General features: G+C 71.4%; 17 protein-coding genes. 15 read left to right on the forward strand and 2 right to left on the reverse strand.

Annotated elements, in window-relative coordinates; genetic code table 11:
* Nucleotides 1-37: 37 nt before the first annotated feature.
* Nucleotides 38-286: a glutaredoxin family protein gene (locus tag ACQP1V_RS04250; RefSeq protein ID WP_433418939.1), complete on the reverse strand. Its 249-nt coding sequence runs from the start codon at nt 284-286 to the stop codon at nt 38-40.
* A gap of 292 nt (nt 287-578) precedes the next feature.
* Here ACQP1V_RS04250 and ACQP1V_RS04255 point away from each other — a divergent pair, with 292 nt between their 5' ends.
* The 13 genes from ACQP1V_RS04255 (at nt 579) to ccsB (ending at nt 13871) form a co-directional block, all read left to right on the forward strand.
* Nucleotides 579-1316: a redox-sensing transcriptional repressor Rex gene (locus ACQP1V_RS04255; RefSeq protein WP_433418941.1), complete on the forward strand. Its 738-nt coding sequence runs from the start codon at nt 579-581 to the stop codon at nt 1314-1316.
* Entirely contained in the window at nt 1313-2620 is a 1308-nt protein-coding gene (locus ACQP1V_RS04260; RefSeq protein WP_433418944.1) for a glutamyl-tRNA reductase, read from the forward strand. The genes ACQP1V_RS04255 and ACQP1V_RS04260 overlap by 4 nt, the downstream gene beginning before the upstream one ends.
* Nucleotides 2617-3528: a hydroxymethylbilane synthase gene (hemC, locus tag ACQP1V_RS04265; protein ID WP_433418947.1), complete on the forward strand. Its 912-nt coding sequence runs from the start codon at nt 2617-2619 to the stop codon at nt 3526-3528. The genes ACQP1V_RS04260 and hemC overlap by 4 nt, the downstream gene beginning before the upstream one ends.
* Complete coding sequence (locus tag ACQP1V_RS04270) at nt 3525-5111, forward strand: uroporphyrinogen-III synthase (RefSeq protein WP_433418950.1); 1587 nt, start codon at nt 3525-3527, stop codon at nt 5109-5111. The genes hemC and ACQP1V_RS04270 overlap by 4 nt, the downstream gene beginning before the upstream one ends.
* A gap of 67 nt (nt 5112-5178) precedes the next feature.
* Complete coding sequence (gene hemB, locus ACQP1V_RS04275; protein ID WP_433418953.1) at nt 5179-6168, forward strand: porphobilinogen synthase; 990 nt, start codon at nt 5179-5181, stop codon at nt 6166-6168.
* A 91-nt stretch (nt 6169-6259) separates the two neighbouring features.
* Entirely contained in the window at nt 6260-6904 is a 645-nt protein-coding gene (locus tag ACQP1V_RS04280) for a bifunctional DNA primase/polymerase (protein WP_387412297.1), read from the forward strand.
* 34 nt (nt 6905-6938) lie between these two features.
* Nucleotides 6939-8228 (forward strand): glutamate-1-semialdehyde 2,1-aminomutase, encoded by a 1290-nt coding sequence (gene hemL / locus ACQP1V_RS04285; protein WP_433418955.1) that lies wholly within the window; start codon nt 6939-6941, stop codon nt 8226-8228.
* A 56-nt stretch (nt 8229-8284) separates the two neighbouring features.
* Nucleotides 8285-9184, forward strand: coding sequence for a LysR family transcriptional regulator (locus ACQP1V_RS04290; protein ID WP_067136697.1), 900 nt, complete (start codon nt 8285-8287; stop codon nt 9182-9184).
* A 22-nt stretch (nt 9185-9206) separates the two neighbouring features.
* The gene (locus tag ACQP1V_RS04295) at nt 9207-9845 is read left to right on the forward strand and encodes a histidine phosphatase family protein (RefSeq protein WP_067136699.1); all 639 of its coding nucleotides are present in this window, start codon (nt 9207-9209) and stop codon (nt 9843-9845) included.
* 76 nt (nt 9846-9921) lie between these two features.
* Nucleotides 9922-10503, forward strand: coding sequence for a TlpA family protein disulfide reductase (locus ACQP1V_RS04300; protein ID WP_433418959.1), 582 nt, complete (start codon nt 9922-9924; stop codon nt 10501-10503).
* On the forward strand, nt 10490-11227 hold the full coding sequence (locus ACQP1V_RS04305) for a cytochrome c biogenesis CcdA family protein (protein ID WP_433418962.1): 738 nt from the start codon (nt 10490-10492) through the stop codon (nt 11225-11227). Before ACQP1V_RS04300 ends, ACQP1V_RS04305 begins: the two co-directional genes overlap by 14 nt.
* Before the next feature lies 1 nt (nt 11228).
* Nucleotides 11229-12890, forward strand: a complete 1662-nt coding sequence (resB, locus tag ACQP1V_RS04310) for a cytochrome c biogenesis protein ResB (RefSeq protein WP_433418965.1) — start codon at nt 11229-11231, stop codon at nt 12888-12890.
* Between the two features lie 3 nt (nt 12891-12893).
* Nucleotides 12894-13871 carry a c-type cytochrome biogenesis protein CcsB gene (gene ccsB, locus ACQP1V_RS04315; protein ID WP_433418968.1) on the forward strand — a complete coding sequence of 326 codons (978 nt, stop codon included), beginning with the start codon at nt 12894-12896 and terminating at the stop codon, nt 13869-13871.
* 69 nt (nt 13872-13940) lie between these two features.
* Here ccsB and ACQP1V_RS04320 read toward each other — a convergent pair whose 3' ends face one another.
* Entirely contained in the window at nt 13941-14267 is a 327-nt protein-coding gene (locus ACQP1V_RS04320) for a PLD nuclease N-terminal domain-containing protein (protein ID WP_067136870.1), read from the reverse strand.
* A gap of 293 nt (nt 14268-14560) precedes the next feature.
* On the opposite strand from ACQP1V_RS04320, the gene ACQP1V_RS04325 reads away from it, so the two are divergent.
* On the forward strand, nt 14561-15466 hold the full coding sequence (locus ACQP1V_RS04325; RefSeq protein WP_433418971.1) for a hypothetical protein: 906 nt from the start codon (nt 14561-14563) through the stop codon (nt 15464-15466).
* A 10-nt stretch (nt 15467-15476) separates the two neighbouring features.
* Nucleotides 15477-15818 (forward strand): hypothetical protein, encoded by a 342-nt coding sequence (locus tag ACQP1V_RS04330; protein ID WP_433418974.1) that lies wholly within the window; start codon nt 15477-15479, stop codon nt 15816-15818.
* The last annotated feature ends 72 nt before the right edge of the window (nt 15819-15890 follow it).

Below are 15890 nucleotides of genomic sequence, written 5' to 3' on the forward strand. Positions count from 1 at the left end.
GGACGCGCCCGGATCCCCTCGTCCCGAAGGCGCGACGTCAGGCGGTCAGCGCCGCGCGCAGGCGGGCCTCGTCCACCCGCCAGAAGTCGTGCTGGACCCCGTCGACCAGGGTGACCGGGATCATCTCCCAGTACTTGGCGTAATCCTCCTCGGAGGCGGTGATGTCCCGCTCCTCCCACGGCACGCCGAGTTCCGCGGCCACGCGCTCGATGACGGTGCGCGCGTCGTCGCAGAGGTGACAGCCGGGTTTGCCGAGGAGAGTGATCCGATGCTCGCGGGGTGCCATGCGGCCAGCCTATTGGGCGCTCCCCGCGGTCCTTTCGCGATGCTGTGCCCACGCCGAGCCCATGCCGTGCCGCCGCCGTGCCGCGCCCGGCGACGGCGCGGTGCGTGCGCGGGGCAGAGGCGACCTCAGGGCGAGTTGGAGACCGCACACCTGCTTTGGGACAGTGAACGGGACACCGACTTTGTGCATCTCTTCACAAAGGCACTAACCTGTAGGAACGCGAAATCGGTTACATCCGCTCGTACGGCCGGGGGGCGTCCTCCGGCAGTCCGTCCCCCTGGAGCACCGGCAAGTGACCCGCCGTATCCCTCAAGCGCGTGAGCGTGGCATTCCCGATGCGACGGTCGCGAGACTGCCGCTCTATCTGCGTGCGTTGAACGGGCTCGCCGAGCGCGGCACCGCCACGGTGAGCTCGGAGGACCTGGCGGTCGCGGCCGGGGTGAACTCGGCGAAGCTCCGCAAGGACCTCTCCCACCTCGGCTCGTACGGCACGCGCGGGGTCGGATACGACGTCCAGTACCTGATCTACCAGATCTCCCGTGAGCTAGGTCTCACCCAGGATTGGGCCGTCGCCATCGTGGGGGTGGGTAACCTCGGGCGAGCGCTCGCGAACTATGGGGGGTTCGTGTCCCGCGGCTTCCGGGTCGCGGGCCTCTTCGACGCCGACCCCGCGGTGGTAGGTGAGCGCATCGCCGGGCTCGTGGTGGAACATGCCGACGGCCTGGAGTCAGTGATCAGGAAGCGCGGGGTGTCCATCGTGGTGATCGCGACGCCGGCGACGGCGGCGCAGCAGGTCTGTGACCGCGTCATCGCCGCAGGGGTCACCAGTATTTTGAACTTCGCCCCCGTGGTGCTGACGGTGCCGGATGACGTTGATGTCCGTAAAGTCGATTTGTCCATTGAACTGCAGATTCTTGCGTTCCACGAGCAGCGTAAGGCGAGTGGAGGGCCCATGATGGGCGATGAGTGGCCCGATGAGGTGGTCGTAGTGAGTGAGCGCGGGGCGGCGCTGGGCGAGGTGAGCCAATGAGCATCCTCGTCGTCGGCCTCAGCCACCGCACGGCTCCGGTGGCCCTCCTCGAACGCGTCTCCGTGAGCGGGGACGCCCTCGTCAAGCTGCTCCTCGACGTGCGCGACGAGGCCACCGTGTCCGAGGTGATGGTCGTCTCGACCTGCAACCGGGTCGAGATCTACGCCGACGTGGACCGCTTCCACGGAGCGGTGACGGCCGTCACCGACCTGCTCGCCAACCACTGCGGCATCCCGCAGGAGCAGCTCACCCCGCACCTCTACGTGCAGTACGAGGATCGCGCCGTGCACCACCTGTTCTCGGTGGCCTGCGGCCTCGACTCGATGGTCGTCGGCGAGGGGCAGATCCTCGGCCAGATCCGCGTGGCGTTCAAGCTGGCCCAGGACCAGGACACCGTGGGCTCGATTCTCAACGAGCTCTTCCAGCAGGCCCTGCGCGTCGGCAAGCGCGCGCACGCCGACACCGCCATCGACCGGGCGGGCGCGTCGCTCGTCGGCGTCGGCCTGACCCTCGCCGAGCGCGAGCTCGGCCCGATCGCCGGGATGCGGGCACTGGTCGTCGGCGCGGGCTCGATGAGCGCGCTGGCGGCGGCCACCCTGGTCCGCTCCGGCGTGACCGACATCGTCATCGCCAACCGCACCTACGAGCGCGCCGTACGGCTGGCCGAGTCCGTCGCCGGGCGCGCGGTGCGCCTGGACGACGTCGCCGCCGAGATCGCGGAGGCTGACCTCGTCATCTCCTGCACCGGCGCCGGGACGTGCCTGATCACCCCGGACACGGTCGCCGGCGTGGTGGGCCGCGGCCGCGACCTGTTCCTCCTCGACCTGGCCCTGCCGCACGACGTCGACCCCGACGTACGGGCGCTGCCCGGCGTGACGCTGGTGGACCTGGAGTCCATGCAGCAGGCCGGGGTCGCCGACGACATCGGCGACGGCGGCCGGGCCGAGGCCATCGCGGCGGTTCAGGCGATCGTCACCGAGGAGGTGGCCGCCTACCTGGAGGCCGCGCGCGCGGCCCGGGTGACGCCCACGGTGGTGGCGCTGCGCAGCAAGGCCGCCGAGGTGGTCGAGGCCGAGATGGGCCGGCTGATCTCCCGCGTTCCCGAACTGGAGGGACGTCTGCGCGACGAGGTCACGCAGACCGTCAACCGGGTCGTGGACAAGCTGCTCCACGAGCCGACCGTACGCGTGAAGCGGCTGGCGTCCTCGCCCGGCGGCGACCAGTACGCGGACGCGCTCCGTGAGCTGTTCAATCTGGACCCGTTGAAGCCCGAGGCCGTGTCACGGATGGAGGTCGAGTCATGACCGCTCCTTTGAGGATGGGTACCCGCAAGAGCGAGTTGGCCACGACCCAGTCGGGCCTGGTGGCCAAGCGGCTCACCGAGCTGACCGGGCGCGCGGTGGAACTCGTCGGCATCACCACGTTCGGTGACGTCTCCCGGGCGAACCTCACCCAGCTCGGCGGCACCGGCGTGTTCGTCAGCGAGCTGCGCAACAAGCTGATCGACGGTGAGATCGACTTCGCCGTCCACTCGCTCAAGGACCTCCCGACGGCCGACGATCCCCGGATCACGCTCGTCGCCACGGCGCTGCGCGAGGATCCGCGCGACGCGCTGGTGAGTTCCGCCAAGCTGGCCGACCTGGCGCCCGGCGCCAGGGTGGGCACCGGGTCGCCGCGCCGTGTCGCGCAGCTCCGTGCCCTGCGGCCGGATCTCCACTACGTCCCGATCAGGGGAAACGCGCCCACACGGATCGGCAAGATCGCCGCCGGTGAGCTGGACGCCGTCGTGCTGGCCACCGCCGGCCTGCGCCGTCTGGGGCGCGACGGCGAGATCTCGCAGATCTTCGAGGTCGACGAGGTGCTGCCGGCGCCCGGCCAGGGGGCGCTCGCGGTCGAGTGCTCGTCCGATCGCGCCGACCTGATCGAGTTGCTGGGCGTCCTCGACGACCCGCGAACCCGCACGGCGGTTACCGCGGAGCGCGCCGTGCTTTCCGCCCTCGAAGCCGGTTGCGCGGCACCAGTAGGTGCTTTCGCCTCGGATGACGGGCACATTCTCAACCTGACCGCGACCGTCGTCGCCATCGACGGCGTGCGGTCAGTGTGCAAGTCCACCTCCGGACCCCGTCTGGCGGCCATGGACCTCGGCCGTGATCTCGCGGCCGCCATGATCGCCGAGGGGGCCGGCACATTGATGGGGGAGCAGGCCCATTGAGCCCCAATACCGTTTCAGAGCCCCGATCGGGTTTCGTCGCCTTCGTCGGCGCCGGCCCCGGTGACGAGAACCTGCTCACATTGCGTGGCGCCGACCTGCTGGGCAGGGCGGACGTTGTCGTGCTCGACCAGCAGGCGCACGCCCCGCTGCTGCGGCACTGCCGCGAGGGCGTCGAAGTGGTGGACATCTCCGCGGACGCCGCGGAGAACTCGATATCGCTGAAGACGCTGCAGGACGCCAAGTCCGGACGGACGGTCGTGCGGGTGTGTCCGGGCGACCCGTCGTTCTTCTCCTCCGTGGTGGAGGAGGTCGCGGCCTGCGCCAAGGCCGACGTGGACTTCGAGATCGTTCCCGGGGTCCCGCCGGCGACGGCCGTGCTTACCTACGCGGGCATCCCGCCGGCGGTGGCCGTCCCCGAGTTCCGCATCGTCGACGCCGCCCAGGTGGACGACTGGGCGCGGCACGCCGGGTGCGAGGGCACTCTGGTGATCTACAACGGCGTCGCCGAGGCCGTGCCGATCGCCAAGGCGCTGATCGCCGCGGGCAAGCCGGACACCACGCCGGTCGCGGTGACCAGCGAGGGCACCACCACCGAGCAGTTCACCGTCGTGTCGTCGCTCGGCCGCCTCGGCCCCGACCTCAAGCACGCGGGCATGACCGAGCCGGCGCTCATCGTCGTCGGCGACGCGGTCGGCATGCGCGACCGCCTGTCGTGGTTCGAGACCAAGCCGCTGTTCGGCTGGCGGGTCCTGGTGCCGCGCACCAAGGAGCAGGCCGAGGGCCTGGCCGAGCAACTCCGTTCGTACGGCGCGGTGCCGGAGGAGGTGCCGACGATCTCCGTCGAGCCGCCCCGGACGCCGCAGCAGATGGACCGCGCCATCAAGGGCCTGGTCACCGGCCGCTACGAGTGGGTCGCCTTCACCAGCGCCAACGCGGTCAAGGCGGTGCGGGAGAAGTTCGAGGAGTACGGCTTGGACGCGCGGGCGTTCGCCGGGCTGAAGGTCGCCGCCGTCGGCGGCGCGACGTCCCGGGCCCTCGTCGAGTTCGGCGTGAAGCCCGACCTGGTCCCGACCGGCGAGCAGTCGTCCGAGGGCCTGCTCCTGGAGTGGCCGCCGTACGACTCGATGCTCGACCCGATCAACCGCGTCCTGCTGCCCCGGGCGGACATCGCGACCGAGACCCTGGTCGCGGGCCTCACCGAGCTGGGCTGGGAGTGCGACGACGTGACCGCGTACCGCACGGTGCGCGCGGCGCCGCCGCCGGCCCCGATCCGGGAGGCGATCAAGGGCGGCGGCTTCGACGCGGTGCTGTTCACCTCGTCGTCCACGGTGCGGAACCTGGTCGGCATCGCCGGCAAGCCGCACAACGTGACCGTGATCGCCGTGATCGGGCCGCAGACGGCCAAGACCGCCGAGGAGTTCGGGCTGCGGGTCGACGTGATGGCCGACAGGCCGTCCGCCTCCGCGCTCGCGGCGGCCCTGGCGGAGTACGGTGCCAAGCAGCGGCACGCGGCCATCTCGGCCGGTGAGATGCCGCGCAGGCCCTCACAGAACCGCAGAGGGGCGCGCCGGCGCTTCAAGTGATGTCACCTCGCCGGTGACCGCGCCGGCGCCGGTCCGGGTCCGTCCAGTCCGAGTGGAGAAGACGATCGTGAACGCTGAATTTCCGGCGGCCCGGCCGCGTCGGCTGCGCCGTACCGCCTCGATGCGCCGCCTGGTCGCCGGGACGCGTCTGCACCCGGCCGACCTGATCCTGCCCGTGTTCGTCAAGGAGGGCGTCGCCGACCCCCAGCCGGTGGCGTCCATGCCGGGGGTCGTCCAGCACACCCGCGACTCGCTGCGCAAGGCCGTTCACGAGGCGGCGGAGGCGGGCGTCGGCGGGGTCATCCTGTTCGGCATCCCCCTGCACAAGGACGCGCGCGGCTCGGCGGCCGACGACCCGCAGGGGGTCGTCCAGCTCGCGCTCGCCGATCTCGCCTCCGAGATCGGCGACGCGCTGGTCCTGATGACCGACACCTGCCTCGATGAGTACACCGACCACGGCCACTGCGGCCTGCTGACCGACTCCGGCGAGGTGGACAACGACGCCACGCTGGAGCGGTACGCCTCCGCGGCCGTCGCCCAGGCGCGGGCGGGGTCACGGGTGATCGCGCCGAGCGGCATGATGGACGGTCAGGTCGGCGCGATCAGGCGGGCGCTCGACGCCGAGGGCTTCGCCGACGTGCCGATCCTCGCCTACTCGGCGAAGTACGCCTCCGCGTTCTACGGGCCGTTCCGCGACGCCGCCGAGTGCGCGCCGCAGTTCGGCGATCGCAGCGCGTACCAGCAGGACCCGGCCGGGCCGGTCGGCGAGGCGCTGCGGGAGGTGCGGCTCGACCTCGCTGAGGGCGCGGACGCGGTGATGGTCAAGCCCGCGCTGCCGTACCTGGACATCCTCCGCCAGGTGCGCGACATGGTCGAGGTGCCCGTGGCGGCCTACCAGGTGAGCGGCGAGTACGCGATGATCGAGGCGGCGGCGGCGAACGGCTGGATCGACCGCGAGCGGACCATCATGGAGTCGCTCGTCGCGATCCGCAGGGCCGGCGCCGACATGATCCTGACCTACTGGGCCACCGAGGTCGCGCGGCGGCTCCGGGCATAGCGCGCGTTCCACGGGGGGTGGCGCTGCGCGCACTGATCCGTCAAGGGCATTATCAGGTACAGCAAAAGAGCATCCGTGGGGGAGGAGCACGATGGTGGGGGCACCGCTGGTCCGCCGTACGAAACGACGTGCGCATCGAAAGCCACGGAAGATCACATCTGTACTTGAATACGCCCAGCTCGGCTGGGCGAGCTGTCTTGGCGCCCACCCGCTCAGTGAGGGTGGGCGCGCCTGTTCCTGCGACCGGGTCGGCTGTCCCGACCCGGGCGCGCACCCGCTGTCCCCGGCGTGGCAGATGGAGGCGACGGTGGACTCCGCCCGCCTTACGCGCTGGTGGGAGCACAACCCCGACGCGAACGTGATCCTGCCCACGGGCCGGGTGTTCGACGTGTTCGACGTACCGTCCACGGCCGGAATGGCGGCACTGGCCGCCATGGACGCCACCGGACAGGCCACGGGCCCGGTCGCCGAGAACGGCGACCGGGCCCTTTTCTATGTGGCCACCAGGGGCGCCCCCGAGGACGAGGACGAGTGGTGGTCCTGCCACCTCGACTGCGACCCGGCGACGATCGAGGCCTCCCCGGGACTGCGCTGGCACTGCCGTGACAGCTATGTGCTCGCCCCGCCCTCGACGCTGCTGAGCGGCGCGACGGCGAGCTGGCTGCGGCCGCCGGACGGGCGTCCCCTCCCCGACCCGCTCCGCGTCCTGGACCTGCTCGTCGACGCCTGCGAGTGAGAGGTCGTCATGCGCCGCCCGTAGGCTGGGAGGCGTGAGCCGTACGGAGAAGTCAGCGGAACTGTTCGAGCGGGCGCGGCGGATCGTGCCCGGTGGTGTCAACTCCCCGGTGCGCGCATTCGGCGCGGTCGGGGGAGTGCCGAGGTTCATGGCCTCGGGCCAGGGGCCCTACATCACCGACGTGGACGGCAACCGCTACGTCGATCTGGTGTGCTCCTGGGGGCCGATGATCCTCGGCCATCGCCATCCGGCCGTGATGGAGGCCGTCGAGGGCGCGCTGGCGCGGGGGTTGTCGTTCGGTACGGCGACCGAGGGCGAGGTCCTGCTCGCCGAGGAGATCGCCTCCCGGGTCGCCCCCGTGGAGAAGGTCCGGCTGGTCAGCTCCGGCACTGAGGCCACCATGTCGGCGGTGCGGCTCGCCCGTGGCTTCACCGGCCGAGCGAAGATCGTCAAGTTCGCCGGCTGCTACCACGGGCACGTGGACGCCCTGCTGGCGTCGGCGGGCTCGGGGCTGGTGACGTTCGGCCTCCCGGACACGCCCGGCGTGACCGGCGCGTCGGCCGCCGACACGATCGTCCTGCCGTACAACTCGGTCGAGGCGGTCGAGGAGGCGTTCCGCACGTTCGAGATCGCGTGCGTCATCACCGAGGCGTGCCCGGCCAACATGGGCGTGGTCCCGCCGCTGCCCGGCTTCAACCAGCGGCTGCGCGAGCTGTGCACCGAGCACGGCGCGCTGCTGATCATCGATGAGGTGCTGACCGGTTTCCGCGTCTCCGCCGCCGGTTGGTACGGCCTCGACCCGGTCGAGGCCGATCTCATGACGTTCGGCAAGGTCATGGGCGGCGGGATGCCGGCCGCGGCCTTCGGCGGCCGGGCCGAGGTGATGGCGCTGCTCGCGCCGGAGGGGCCGGTCTACCAGGCAGGGACGCTCGCCGGGAACCCGCTGGCCTCCGCCGCCGGCTTGGCGACGCTGCGGGCCTGCGACGCGAGCGTGTACGAGCGGGTGGACGCCGCCGCGTTGGCCGTCGGTCAGGCCGCGTCCGACGCGCTGGCGGCCGAGGGCGTGCCGCACAGCCTGCAGCGGGCCGGCAACCTGTTCTCGATCTTCTTCACCGACAGGCCGGTGCACGACTTCGCCGCGGCGAAGGTGCAGAGCGCGGAGGCGTACCGGGCGTTCTTCCACGGGATGCTCGACCAGGGCGTGTACCTCCCGCCGTCGGCGTTCGAGGCGTGGTTCCTGTCCGCCGCCCACGACGAGGAGGCGCTGACCCAGGTCGTCGAGGCGCTGCCGCTCGCCGCCAAGGCCGCCGCCGCCACGCTGTAAAGCGACAGTTCAGCGACACCGGGCTCAAACCGCCTCAACCGTTTAGACTGACTTACATGTTGGACTTGAACCGGTTGAAGGCGCTGCACGCGGTGGCCGTCTACGGTTCCGTGGCGGCCGCCGCCGAGGCGCTGATGGTGACCCCGTCGGCGATCTCGCAGCAGCTCGCCAAGCTCGAACGCGAGACCGGGGCGGTCCTGGTCGAGCGCAACGGGCGCGGCGTCAAGCTCACCGACGCGGCCGGGCTGCTCGCCGACCACGCGGAGAAGATCCTCGCCCTGGTCGAGACGGCCGAGGCCGACTTCGAGGCGCTACGCGGCGCCGTGGTGGGGCGGCTCGTCCTGGCCGCGTTCCCGACCGCGGCCCGGGGGATCATGCCCCAGGCGCTGGCGACGATCAAGCAACAGCATCCCGACCTCGACGTGGTCATGTACGAGCGCGAGCCCGAGCGGCAGATGCGCGAGGTGACCCGGGGCGAGATCGACCTCGCCGTGGTCCAGGACTGGATGAACCGGCCGATGGCCATCCCGGACGGGCTGTCCCGCGCCCCGTTGCTCGACGACATCGCGGACGTGGCGGTGCCCGCCGGCCACCCGCTGGCGGACAAGCGGGAGATCGAGCTGGCCGACCTCCCAGGCGAGGGCTGGATCAGCAGCTCGTCCGGCACCGTCTGCCACGACTTCCTGATGTTCCTGCTCAGGTCCGCCGAGAAAGAGCCGAAGATCGTCTGCATGGCCGACGAGTACCCGACGCAGCTCGCGCTCGTCGCCGCGGGCCACGGATGCGCCCTCATCCCCCGTCTCGGACGCGGCCGGCTGCCCGAGGGCGTGCGCGCCATCCCCGTCGTGCCCCGGCTCCAGCGCCGCATCTACGCCCTGTGGCGCACCGACGCCGCCCGCCGCCCCGCCATCAGGGCCGCCGTGGACGCGCTGATGCGCGCCGCGTGCGCCGCATGACCGGCGGGTAGGCTCACCTGCCATGACCGAGACCACCGTCGTCCACCTGCTCCGTCACGGCGAGGTTCACAACCCCGAAGGCATCCTGTACGGCAGGCTGCCCGGCTACCACCTGTCTGAGAACGGCCGCCTGATGGCCGAGACCGTCGCCAAGGCGATCGGCGGGCGCGACATCGTCGTCCTGCGCAGCTCCCCGATGGAACGGGCCCAGGAGACCGCGGCGCCCCTGGCGGCCGTCCTCGACCTGGAGGTCGTCCTCGACGAGCGGCTGATCGAGGCGGCCAACGTCTTCGAGGGGATGCGGGTGGCCGGCGGCAACGGCGTCTTCCGCGATGTGCGCGCCTACCGCCACTTCGTGAACCCGTTCCGCCCGTCCTGGGGCGAGCCGTACGACGAGGTGGTCCGGCGGATGAAGGTGGCCATCGACGACGCCAGGGCGGCGGCCCGAGGGCACGAGGCGCTGCTGGTCAGCCACCAGCTGCCCATCTGGATCATCCGTCTGGCGGCCGAGCGGCGGCGGCTGTGGCACGACCCGCGCCGCCGCCAGTGCTCCCTCGCCAGCCTCACCAGTTTCACGTTCGAGGGCGACCGGCTGGCCAGCATCGGCTACAGCGAGCCCGCCGGGGCCCTGCTGCACGACAATCCTGTTCCCGGAGCGTGAGCCCCGCGACGGGAGCACCGGATCCGCTGGGTAGAGTTACAGCTCTACCGGTTGTAGTTTTAGGAGATACTCCCGCGTGTCTGCCAAGAGTTTGTCTCTGATCGCGGCGAGCATCGCTCTGGCCGTGACAGCCCTCGCGGGTTGTGCCGGGAACCAGGAGGCGCAGCCGCAGTCCGGTGACACCCGCTTCGTCCCCGGTGACGGCAAGGTCCAGGTCTTCGACGCCGCGAGCCGCACCACGGCGCCGGCCATCGAGGGCACGACCCTCGACGGCGCGACGGAGAAGCTCGGCAGCGGCAAGGTCTACGTCCTGAACTTCTGGGCGTCCTGGTGCGGGCCGTGCCGCGCCGAGGGGCCGGTGCTCAAGGACATCGCGGCCAAGACCAAGGACAAGGGCGTCCAGTTCCTCGGCGTCAACTTCAAGGACCAGAAGGCGGCCGCGCAGGCGTACGACCGCTCGCTGCAGCCCGGATATCCCAGCATCTTCGATCAGGCGGGCCGGGTGCTGCTCTCCTTCCAGGGCACGGTCCCGCCCGCCGCCATCCCGTCCACGCTGATCATCGACGGGCAGGGGCGGATCGCCGCCCGGGCCCTCGGCGCGGTGAAGTACAACGACCTGCTCGCCGCGATCGACAAGGTCAGCGATGAGCGCGGCTGACCTGGCCTCCACCGTCGCGTCCGGCTCGATGCTGGTCGCGGTGCCGATCGCGGTCGCGGCCGGCGTGGTGTCCTTCCTGTCGCCGTGCGTGCTGCCGCTGGTGCCGGGCTACCTGTCGTACGTCACGGGCATGAGCAGCGACCCCAGGCGCGGGCGGATGGTGCTGGGCAGCGCCCTGTTCGTCCTCGGGTTCGCCGCGGTGTTCGTGCTCGGGGGAGCGCTCTTCGGCAGCCTCGGCGGCGTCCTGTTCGGCAACATGGAGCTGATCACGCGGGTGCTCGGCGTGGTCACGATCGTTCTCGGGCTGGCCTTCATCGGGCTGGTGCCCGGGCTCCAGCGCGACGTCCGCATCCACAAGGTGCCCTCCGCCGGGCTCGCCGGAGCGCCGCTGCTCGGCGTCGTCTTCGGCCTCGGCTGGACCCCGTGCATCGGGCCCACGCTCGCCGTGGTCCTCGCGCTCTCGGTCGACCAGGGCAGCGCGGCCCGCGGCGCCGCGCTCGCTTTCGCGTACGCGCTGGGGCTGGGGCTGCCCTTCGTGCTCGCCGGGCTCGCCTACCGCCGGGCGCTGCACGCGTTCAAGGCGGTCCGCCGCCACTCACGGCTGATCACCAGGATCGGCGGCGCGATGCTCGTGGCCGTCGGGATCCTCCTGGTGACCGGGCTCTGGGGTGACCTCATCGCCGGCCTGCAGGTGTGGGTGGGCGGATTCAAGCCGGTGATCTGAGATGACCAAGAAGAACGAGACGACCGAGCCGAGCGAGGCGCCCGGGGCCACCGAGGAGCGGGAGACGCGGCCCGTCGGGCTCGGCGTGGTCGGCTGGCTGCGGTGGGGCTGGCGGACGCTCACGTCCATGCGCACCGCCCTGATCCTGCTGTTCCTGTTCGCGCTCGGTTCGGTGCCCGGGTCGATCTACCCGCAGCGGAGCGTCGATCCCGGCCGGGTCGCGCGGTACTTCCAGAACAGCCCGACCGAGGCCGAGTGGCTGGACCGGTTCTGGATGTTCGACGTCTTCACGTCGCCCTGGTTCGCCGCGATCTACCTGCTGCTGTTCCTCTCGCTCGCCGGATGCGTCTTCCCGCGGGTGGTCGTCCACTTCAAGGAGCTGCGCAAGAAGCCGCCGGCCGCGCCGCGCAACCTGCGCCGGCTCCCGCAGAACGCGGCCTTCGACGGCGACCTGACCGTCGAGGAGGCGGCGGCGCGGCTGCGGCGCGACCGGTTCCGCGTGGTCACCGGGCCCGACTGGGTCGCGGCCGAGAAGGGCTACCTGCGTGAGACGGGCAACCTGCTCTTCCACGTCTCGCTGCTCGCGTTGCTGTTCGCGGTCGGCGCGGGTGCGCTGTTCGGCTACCGGGGCAACGTCCTGGTCGTGGAGGGCGAGGGCTTCTCGAACACGGTGGCCGCCTACGACCGCTTCATCCCGGGACAGCAGGTGTCGGCCGAGTCGCTCGAGCCGTTCTCGTTCACGGTGAAGGACTTCCAGGCGACGTACATCGCGTCGGGGGAGAAGCGGGGCCAGCCGCTCGACTACTCGGCCACGCTGTCGGTGCAGGACACGCCCACCTCGGGCCCGCGTGACGTCGAGCTGAAGGTCAACGAGCCGCTCGACGTGAACGGCACGCTGACCTACCTCATCGGCCACGGCTACGCGCCCACGTTCAAGGTCGTCGACGGCAAGGGCAACACGGCATTCGAGGGGCCGGTCCCCTGCCTGGCGGGCGACCAGATGACCTACACCTCCGAGTGCGTCATCAAGGTCCCGGACGCCCAGTCCGACCAGCTCGGCTTCCTGGTTCGCTTCCTGCCGACCACCGTGCCCAACGGCAAGGCGTGGGTGTCGGTCTTCCCCGGCGCGGCCAACCCGACCGTCCAGATCTTCCCGTTCTCGGGTGATCTCGGATTGAAGTCCGGGCAGCCCCAGTCGGTCTACCAGCTCGACACCAAGAGCCTGAAGCCGCTGGGCAAGATGTCCGCCCAGCCCACCCCGCTCAAGGTCGGGGACACCAAGGAACTCGCCGACGGCGCCGGGACGATCCAGTTCACCGGCGTCAAGGAGTGGATCAGCCTGCAGATGGCCTACGACCCGGGCCGGCTGCCCGCCCTGATCGCCGCCGCCCTGGCCGTGATCGGCCTGGTGCTGTCGCTGACCGTGCAGCGCCGCCGCGTGTGGGTGCGGATGAAGGGCCGACAGGTCACGGTGGGAGGATTGACCCGCACCGAGGGCGGTGGAGCGAGCTTCGCGGAGGAGTTCGCCGAGATCGTCACGAAGCTTCGCGGTGCCACCCCCTCCGAGCCCTCCGAGCACCCTGAACCGGAGGACCGGTCCGAGGACGTCTCCGCGCCCGACCGCGAACCCGTTTCGCCGAGCACTCGCTCGTCCGAGGAGTAGAAGATGCCGCCCGCCCAGGTCAACGAGGGCCTCGCCACGCTGAGCGACCAGCTCATCCTGGTGACCGTCCTGCTCTACCTCGCCGCCATGATCGCCTACGCGCTGGAGCTGGCCTTCGGCAGGGCCCGCACGGCCGTCGCCCCGGCAAAGAGCCGCCGGCTCGTCGCCGTCGGCGCGGGAGCGGACTCCTCCGCCCCCGCAGAGCCGGCGGACGAGGACGCCGGCCCCGCCACGACGGTCCCGCCCGCGGGCTGGGCGATCAAGTCCGGCGCGGTCGCGGTCGCCATCTCCTGGCTCGGCTGGGCGACCAACCTGGGCGGCATCCTCACCCGCGGCATCGCGGTGGACCGCTGGCCCTGGGGCAACATGTACGAGTTCGTCGTGGCGCTGTGCTTCGCCTCGGTGACCGTGTTCCTCGTCCTGCTCGCCAGGCAGCCGATCCGGTTCCTCGGCGCGTTCGTGACGGTGGCGGCGGCGCTCGGCCTCGGCTTCGCCGTCCTCTTCCTGCACGTCCAGGCGGGCCCGGTGATGCCCGCGCTGAACTCGTACTGGATCGCGATCCACGTGACCGCCGCCGTCATCGCGGGCGGGCTGTTCCTGGTCTCCGGGGTGAGCGCCGTCCTCTACCTGGTGCGCAACGACGGGCGGCTGTCGGTGCTGCCGTCGAAGGAGCAGCTCGACCGCATCGCGCACCGTGCGATCGTGATCGCGTTCCCCATCTGGACGTTCGCCGTCATCGCGGGGGCGCTGTGGGCCGACCGCGCCTGGGGCCGTTACTGGGGCTGGGACCCCAAGGAGGTCTGGTCCTTCATCACCTGGATCGCCTACGCGGCGTACCTGCACGCCCGGGCGACCGCCGGATGGCGCGGCAAGGCGGCCATGATCGTGTCGCTGGTGGCGTTCGGCTGCCTGCTGTTCAACCTGGTCGGCGTCAACATCTTCTTCAGCGGGCTGCACTCCTACGCGGACGTCCCCAAGTAGGCGGCGGCCCCGCCGCACGCGGGGCCGGGCCGCCCGGCCCGGCTCCCGCGCAGCTCACCCGGTCTCGGGTCAGTCCTCGTTCCGCAGCCGGCGCTCCAGCGCGCGCAGGAACTCCGGGTCGTCGTCCGGCCCCCGTGGCGCCTCGGCGCGCGGGGGCCGCTGCCATGTCTCGTCCCGCCCTCCGGACGGCACCGCCCCGCCCAGCACGGCGTCGCCGCTCCTGGGACGTCCGAGGGCCAGCCAGAACACGCCACCGAGCGCGGCCAGGAACAGCACGATCAGCACCCACAGAAGTTTGGGGAGGTTGCGCGCCGCGTCATCCGGTGTCGTGATCACGTCGAACAGGCAGTAGAGCCAGAAGGCCAACAGCGCCAAACCGAGAATCACGCTAGGCATGCCCACACGGTAAGCCATGCCGCCGCTTGATCGGGCCGCGTCGCCGTAGCGGTAGGGGTTTCCACGCGCGACGGACGGCCTTACCGGGGGGATGACGAGGCCCGGACCCGCAACGTACGGTGGACCGGTACCGCGCCCCCCGGATCACACCCGGGCCCGGCGCGGCGGTGGGCACCGCCCAGAGCGAGGGACGGGTGAGCACATGAGCACCGTAGGCGGACTGATCCCGCCGGGGCGCGAGACGGAGAGGGCGCCGCACACGGCCGCTCCCGACGAGGCGACGGGCGGGGGCCATGGCGCAGTCGGGAGATAGGGGCCGCCACCGGCGCGGCCCGCGATGGTGGCAGCGCGGCGGGTACACGCAGCAAGGGCGGGGCGCGGACGCGCCGGAGCGTTCCCCCGAGCGCGTGCGCGAACGCCTCCAGGAGCGCTTCCAGGACGGATGGGAGCGGGTGCAGGAACGCTCCCCCGAGCGGCTGGCGGAGCGCGTCCACGCGGTCACCGCTCCGGTCGTGGACCGGCCTCAGTACACGTGGGGCGACTTCGAGCTGGACGACGCGGCCACGGCGCGACCGCACCGGCCGGACGCCCCGGACCTGCGAGACGGCCGACGGCACTGCGGGCCGCTCGAACGCGTGCTCCACCGTGAGTGGGACGCCGCCGACGGCCCGCCCTCGGCGGACGCCGTACGGGCGGTGGAGAGCCTCGCCAGGCTGCCGGAGAACCTCAAGCTGATGCTCGCCACGACACTGGACGGCATCTACGTGGGTCGCGGCGGCGTCCCCGACCTCGACGACATGGGCTACCTGCGTGGGGCCCCGCTGCCGTCCGGCCGGGCTACCTGGGACGCCTGCGCCGGCGCGTACGGCGATCGCAAGATCGTGGTGGGCGATCGCCCGTCCCCGACACCGGACGTGATGATGCACGAAGTCGGCCATGCTCTGGACGACGTGGGCGCGCATCCGGGAGAGTGGGTCTCCGACTCACCCGAGTTCGCCGCGCTGTACGAGGAATGCTTCCCGCTGTTCGCCTCGGCGTTCCACCGGCAGCCCGGTGGGCTGGGGCGCAAGGAGTTCTTCGCCGACGCGTTCGCGGCGATCGCATCCCGGCAGCGTCCGGCCCTGGTCGACATGCTGGGCGGTGACACGCGTGCGGCGCTGAACGTGATGCTGTTCTTCAACCGGCGCTATGGAATCTAGGTGATCGTGGATGTACGTGATCCGGCTCACTGACGGGACACTGCGCGTGCCGCAATCACTGACGAGCGACGACGGCCGCCTGATCGGCAACGCGTACGTCGACGTCGTCCCGGGGGAGCCGGACTACGAACGGTGGCTCGCCGAGTCGGTCACCGAGGAGGAGGACGCCGAACGGCGGCGCCGGTGGCGCGAGGAGAACGACGACCTGGAGCGGGAGTTCCTCGCCTTCAAGGCCGATGCCGAGGCGTCAACCGGCGGCGATGAGCAGGAGACCGCCGACCCCGAGGGGACCGGACCCGCGCGTCGGGAGAACACGCGCCGAGGCCACGCGGATGGGCAGGACGTGCGCTGAGAGGCGCGATGGCGCCGCGTGGCGTACGAAGGCGAGGCATGACGCCATGAGAACGGCGCCGGGAGGACAGGC

Origin of the sequence: Microtetraspora malaysiensis (assembly GCF_050947145.1) — a bacterium.
GTDB lineage: Bacteria > Actinomycetota > Actinomycetes > Streptosporangiales > Streptosporangiaceae > Microtetraspora_A > Microtetraspora_A malaysiensis.